Origin of the sequence: Mycobacterium sp., assembly GCF_049280035.1 — a bacterium.
In the GTDB taxonomy this organism is placed as follows: Bacteria; Actinomycetota; Actinomycetes; order Mycobacteriales; family Mycobacteriaceae; genus Mycobacterium.
The window spans coordinates 1-5913 of sequence record NZ_JBAPPI010000814.1; the positions used below are offsets into that span (position 1 = coordinate 1).

At 64.1% G+C, this 5913-nt stretch carries 6 protein-coding genes; 4 read left to right on the top strand and 2 right to left on the bottom strand.

The window, feature by feature from the left end; all coding sequences use genetic code 11:
* The 4 genes from tuf to phoU form a co-directional block, all read left to right on the top strand.
* Positions 1-902, top strand: a 902-nt coding sequence (gene tuf, locus WAN71_RS26080) for an elongation factor Tu (protein ID WP_422228093.1), incomplete at its 5' end; no start/stop codon positions are given.
* Positions 903-1029: 127 nt separating this feature from the next.
* Positions 1030-1890, top strand: coding sequence for an SHOCT domain-containing protein (locus WAN71_RS26085; protein WP_422228094.1), 861 nt, complete (start codon positions 1030-1032; stop codon positions 1888-1890).
* A gap of 67 nt (positions 1891-1957) precedes the next feature.
* Positions 1958-2794 (top strand): mycofactocin-coupled SDR family oxidoreductase, encoded by an 837-nt coding sequence (locus WAN71_RS26090; RefSeq protein ID WP_422228095.1) that lies wholly within the window; start codon positions 1958-1960, stop codon positions 2792-2794.
* A 133-nt stretch (positions 2795-2927) separates the two neighbouring features.
* On the top strand, positions 2928-3593 hold the full coding sequence (gene phoU, locus WAN71_RS26095; RefSeq protein ID WP_422228096.1) for a phosphate signaling complex protein PhoU: 666 nt from the start codon (positions 2928-2930) through the stop codon (positions 3591-3593).
* Between the two features lie 16 nt (positions 3594-3609).
* Here phoU and rocD read toward each other — a convergent pair whose 3' ends face one another.
* Both rocD and ddaH read right to left on the bottom strand, forming a co-directional pair.
* Positions 3610-4854 (bottom strand): ornithine--oxo-acid transaminase, encoded by a 1245-nt coding sequence (rocD, locus tag WAN71_RS26100; protein WP_422228097.1) that lies wholly within the window; start codon positions 4852-4854, stop codon positions 3610-3612.
* On the bottom strand, positions 4851-5726 hold the full coding sequence (gene ddaH / locus WAN71_RS26105; protein WP_422228098.1) for a dimethylargininase: 876 nt from the start codon (positions 5724-5726) through the stop codon (positions 4851-4853). Before ddaH ends, rocD begins: the two co-directional genes overlap by 4 nt.
* Positions 5727-5913 lie beyond the last annotated feature (187 nt).

The following is a 5913-nucleotide window of genomic DNA, read 5'->3' on the forward strand; positions in this document are numbered from 1 at the left end:
GCGCCGCCCAGATGGACGGCGCGATCCTGGTGGTCGCCGCCACGGACGGCCCGATGCCGCAGACGCGTGAGCACGTGCTGCTCGCCCGTCAGGTGGGCGTGCCCTACATCCTGGTCGCGCTGAACAAGGCGGATGCCGTCGACGACGAGGAGCTGCTCGAGCTCGTCGAGCTGGAGGTCCGCGAGCTGCTGGCCGCTCAGGAGTTCGACGAGGACGCCCCGGTGATCAAGGTATCGGCGCTCAAGGCGCTCGAAGGCGACCCGAAGTGGGTCGAGGGCATCGTGGAGCTGATGGACGCGGTCGACGAGTCGATTCCGGACCCGGTCCGCGACACCGACAAGCCGTTCCTGATGCCCGTCGAGGATGTCTTCACGATCACCGGCCGCGGCACCGTGGTCACCGGCCGTGTCGAGCGCGGCGTGATCAACGTCAACGAGGAAGTCGAGATCGTCGGGATCAAGCCGACCAGCGCCAAGACGACCGTCACCGGTGTGGAGATGTTCCGCAAGCTGCTCGACCAGGGCCAGGCCGGCGACAACGTCGGTCTGCTGCTGCGTGGTATCAAGCGCGAGGACGTCGAGCGCGGCCAGGTTGTGGTCAAGCCCGGCACCACCACGCCGCACACCGACTTCGAAGGCAGCGTCTACATCCTGTCCAAGGACGAGGGTGGTCGGCACACGCCGTTCTTCAACAACTACCGTCCGCAGTTCTACTTCCGCACCACCGACGTGACCGGTGTGGTGACGCTGCCGGAGGGCACCGAGATGGTGATGCCCGGTGACAACACCGACATCACGGTGAAGCTGATCCAGCCCGTCGCCATGGACGAGGGTCTGCGCTTCGCGATCCGCGAGGGTGGCCGTACCGTCGGCGCCGGCCGGGTCACCAAGATCGTCAAGTAATTCATCCAGCAGTGTTCGCCGGGCCCTGCCCGGCCACCAAAGCGGCGCTCACCGAAAGGTGGGCGCCGTTTTGCGTGCAGCGATAGGCTCACCTGCGTCATCGTTCGGCAGACGACGGGAGCACCGCATGCTGGCGCGCTATATCAAAGCCCAGATCATCGTCCTGGTGTGTGGAGGTTTGGTCGGCCCGATCTTTCTCATCACGTACTTCGTGCTGCCCAACATGCTCGGTTCTTTCGGCAGCGATGTGGGCTCGATGGCGCAGCAGTCCACTCAGTGGATGCTCTGGGTCGGACTGCTGATTACGGTCGCCGACGTGCTGGTCGCATTGTGGCTGGCCAACCGCGGCGCCCAGTCTTCGGCCAAAAGCGCTGCTCTTCATCAGACCGGGGTGCTGACGACGGCGCAAATCACGGGTCTGGGTGAAACCGGAATGCGCATCAACGAGCGGCCGGTGGTCAACTTGGACCTGCACATCACCGGACCCGGGTTCGAGTTCGACAGCCGGAAACGGGTTACCGTCGACATCACCAAGCAGGCCATCGTCACGGCGCGCAAGCTCGTCGTGTTGGTGGATCCGAACACGCGTGACTACGAAATCGAGTGGCAAGCAAGCGCATTGATCGCCGGTGTGGTCCCGGCGCAATTCCAGATCGCCGAGGACAATCAGACTTACGATCTGAGCGGGCAGGCCGGCCCGCTGGTGGAAATCATGCAGATTTACAAAGCCAACAACCTGCCGTTCGGTGGGTCGGTCGACATCCGCTCCTATCCGGCGGTGCGCCAACAGGTCTTGGCGGTGGTCCGGCGAGCCGCTGCTCAGCCGCAGCCTGCGACGGCCGGGGTGGGTGCCGCAGCACCGGCGGCGGCGCAGGCGCAGGCGTCCGTTGCGCGGCGACTGCAGGATCTAGAGGCGTTGCACAAATCCGGCGCGGTGAGCGACGAGGAATACGCCAGCAAGCGCACGCAGATCATCGCCGACATCTGACCCCAGGCGATTAGAACACGTTTCAGTTTCGCTGCTAGCCTGATCGACAGTCGGCGAAAGGGCTGTCGTGTCTGGTGCGTCCGGTCCGTCTAGGACCCTGCAAGGGCGGGTTGCATTCATCACCGGTGCCGCGCGCGGCCAGGGGCGGGCGCATGCAATCCGGCTGGCGCGCGAGGGTGCCGACATCATCGCCTCTGACATCTGCGCGCCGGTGTCCGACAGCATCAGCTACCCGGCTGCCACGCCGGAAGATCTCGCCGAGACCGTCGGCGCGGTGGAAGCCGAAGGGCGCAAGGTGCTGGCCCGGGCGGTCGACATTCGCGACGATGCCGCATTACGGCAGCTGGTGAGCGACGGCGTCGAGCAGTTCGGCCGGCTTGACATTCTGGTCGCCAACGCGGGCGTGCTCAGCTGGGGACGGATCTGGGAGCTCACCGACGAGCAGTGGGACACCGTCATCGGGGTCAACCTGTCAGGCACCTGGCGCACCCTACGAGCGGTAATTCCGGCGATGATCGAGGCCGGTAACGGCGGCTCTATCATCGTGGTCAGCTCGGTGGCCGGACTGAAGGCCACCCCGGGCAACGGCCACTACTCGGCGTCCAAGCACGGCCTGGTCGCGCTGACCAATGCGCTGGCAATTGAGTTAAGCGAGTTCGGTATCCGGGTCAACTCCATCCACCCCTACTCGGTCGATACGCCGATGATCGAGCCGGAGTTGATGATGCAGGTGTTCGCCGAGCATCCGCATTACGTGCACAGCTTCGGGCCAATGCTGCTACAGCCCAACGGCTTTATGGCAGCTGCCGAGGTTTCTGGTGTGGTGGCATGGCTGGCCGGTGATGGCGCCGGAACTCTGACGGGAGCCCAGATCCCGGTCGACAAGGGCGTGTTGAAGTACTAGGACTCTTTGCGGCTCGGCGCGCGCCCGAGTAGCCATAACCGGCCGTTCCGAGATTAAACGTAAGCCGACATTCATCATGACTTCACATGCCGCTTTACTCTATCTTCAAGGTTGAGAACGTATCTTGGGCGACATGCGGACCGCCTATCATGCGGAGCTCGCCAGGTTGACCGGGCAGCTCGGGGAGATGTGCGGCCTGGCCGGGGTTGCCATGGAACACGCTACCCAGGCCCTACTGCAGGCGGATCTGGTGCTGGCCGAACAGGTCCTTACCGCCCACGACAAAATCGCGGCGATGAGCACCGCTGTCGAGGAGAACGCGTTCGGACTGCTGGCTCCCCTGCACACCCCGGTTGCCGGTGACCTGCGGGCTATCGTCAGCGCCCTCCAGATGGTTGTCGACATCGACCGGATGGCCGCGCTGGCCCTACACGTCGCGGAGATCACCCGCTGGCGTCATCCTCAGCACGCTTTACCTGACGAAGTCAAAGGGTATTTCGCCGAAATGGGCGAAATCGCCGTCAAATTAGGCAACAACGCGCAAGAGGTGCTGTTGACCCGCGACCCGAGGAAGGCCGCCCGCATCCGCAGAGACGACGACGCGATGGATGACCTGCACCGCCACCTGTTCACCGTGTTGATGGATCGCGAATGGAAGCACGGTGTAAGCACCGCCGTCGACGTCACGTTGCTTGGCCGGTATTACGAGCGCTTCGCCGACCATGCCGTCCTACTGGCGCGCCGGGTCATTTTCCAGACGACCGGTAGGTTCTCCGACGGCTCGACGATGCCGGCGTAAGGCGGGCACCGAGTTTTCAACTCGCCATTTCGGCCAGCGTGTCGGCGAATCGGTGTACGGCCCAGTCGATTTCCGCGGCGGTAATCACCAGCGGGGGAGCGACGCGCAACGTTGATCCGTGCGTGTCTTTGACCAGGACACCGCGCTGGGCCAGTCGCAGGCTGAGCTGCTTCGCGCTGCCGAGTGCCGGATCGATGTCGACGCCGGCCCACAATCCTCGGCCGCGCACCGCAAGCACGCCATGACCGATCAACGTTCGTAGTCGCCCGTGCAGGCGCGCGCCGAGGTGTGCCGCACGGTCCTGGAATTCACCGCGAGCCAGCATCGACACCACGGTGCTGCCGATCGCCGCCGCGAATGGGTTCCCGCCGAACGTCGAACCGTGTTCACCGGGATGCAGCACGCCCAGCACGTCGCGATCGGCCACCACCGCCGACAACGGCACCACTCCGCCGCCCAACGCTTTGCCGAGCAGGTAGATATCGGGCACCACGCCCCAGTGGTCGCACGCGAAGGTGCGGCCGGTGCGGGCCAGACCGGACTGGATCTCATCGGCAATCATCAAAACGTTATAGGCACAGCAGATTTGCCGCACTTCGGGCAAATAATCGTCCGGCGGCACGATGACGCCGGCCTCACCTTGAATCGGCTCCAAGAGCACCGCGACGGTGTGCTCGTCAATCGCGTTGGCCAACGCGTCGGCGTCGCCGAACGGCACCGAACGGAAACCGGGTGTGAACGGTCCGAACCCGCAGCGGGCCGCCTGGTCAGAGGAAAAGCTCACAATGCTGATGGTCCGGCCGTGAAAGTTGTTGTCGGCCACAATGATGTTCGCTTGGCCGGCCGGAACGCCCTTGACATCTGTGCCCCACTTTCGGGCCACCTTGAGAGCACTTTCGACCGCTTCGGCGCCGCTGTTCATCGGCAACACCATGTCCTTAGCGCAGAGCGCCGCCAATGCCGCGCAGAACTGGCCGAGCGCCTCGGCGTGGAATGCCCGGCTGACCAGCGTGACGCGGTCGAGCTGGGCGTGTGCGGTCGCAGTGATTTCGGGGTTGCGATGCCCGAAATTCACTGCGGAATATGCGGCCAGGCAATCCAGGTAGCGGCGACCCTCGACATCGGTGATCCATGCTCCCTCGGCGGTGGCAGCGACCACCGGCAGCGGCGAATAGTTGTGTGCCGCGTGGCGCTCGTCGAGGGCAATCGCCGATGCGGTGAGTTCGCCGGGGCCGGTGGTCACGGTGTCCAGCACGGTCACGAATACACCTCCAGTGTGCAGCATTTGACAGATCCGCCGCCCTTGAGCAGCTCGGACATCTCTACGCCGATCGGCTCGAAACCGGCCCGGCCCAACTGCTCGGCGAATCCACCTGCGGCCGCCGGGTACACCACGTGGCTGCCATCCGATACAGCGTTTAGGCCGAACGCGTAGGCGTCGGCACTCTCCACCACGAGGGCGTCGGGAAACAGCGTTTCCAACTGCGCGCGTGAACATTCGGTAAAGGCCGGCGGGTAGTAGGCGATGGTGGTTTCATCGAGCACGCTGAGCGCGGTGTCGAGGTGGTAGAAGCGCGGATCGACCAACTGCAAGGTGATGACCGGCCGATCGAAGATCGCGGCGATCTCGGTGTGCGACCGTGGGTCGGTACGAAAACCGGTTCCCGCCAGAATCATTCCGCCCACCGGCAGCAGGTCGCCCTGACCCTCGTTGACGTGCTGAGTCTGCACCGGGGTGTAGCCATGTGACCGCATCCAGTCCTCGTAGGCGGTCGACTCTTGTTGGCGCTGAGGGTATTTGAACCGGGCCACCGCCGCGGCGTCGTTGATTATCAGCCCCCCGTTGGCGGCGTAGACCATGTCCGGTAGGCCGGGAACGGGTGTGACGAGGTCGACTTTGTGCCCCAGCCGAAGGTAGGTGTCGCGAAGGTGTTTCCACTGCGCGACCGCCACAGTGACGTCGACAGGGATGTCGGTGTTCATCCACGGATTGATCGCATAGTCGACGGCGAAAAACTGCGGAGGCGTCATGACGTAATGCCGAATGCGCGCCCTGCGTTCGTTCGCCCTGGCGGTCGAAGTGGCGGTAGCTCGCGCCGGGACTCCCGCCGCAGCGTCCGCGAAGATCGTCATAACTCGACGGTATGGGACGGCTCTGACGCAATCAAACACCGGTTGTTGCTTATATATGCTTGTTTTATTGCGTCAAATCGCGTATTGCGGCAGTCTATTGTGCAGGAGGATTCTCAATGACGTTGTCAAGCCGCCGCGGCGTTAGGTGTGGTGGGTTGATAGGTGGTGTGGTCGCGCAGCATGGCCC

Bases quoted from the DNA above. Each gene is read 5' to 3' on its own strand.
- WAN71_RS26085 (WP_422228094.1), top strand. From the start codon at position 1,030: ATGCTGGCGCGCTATATCAAAGCCCAGATCATCGTCCTGGTGTGTGGA.
- ddaH (WP_422228098.1), bottom strand. From the start codon at position 5,726: ATGACGATCTTCGCGGACGCTGCGGCGGGAGTCCCGGCGCGAGCTACC.
- phoU (WP_422228096.1), top strand. From the start codon at position 2,928: ATGCGGACCGCCTATCATGCGGAGCTCGCCAGGTTGACCGGGCAGCTC.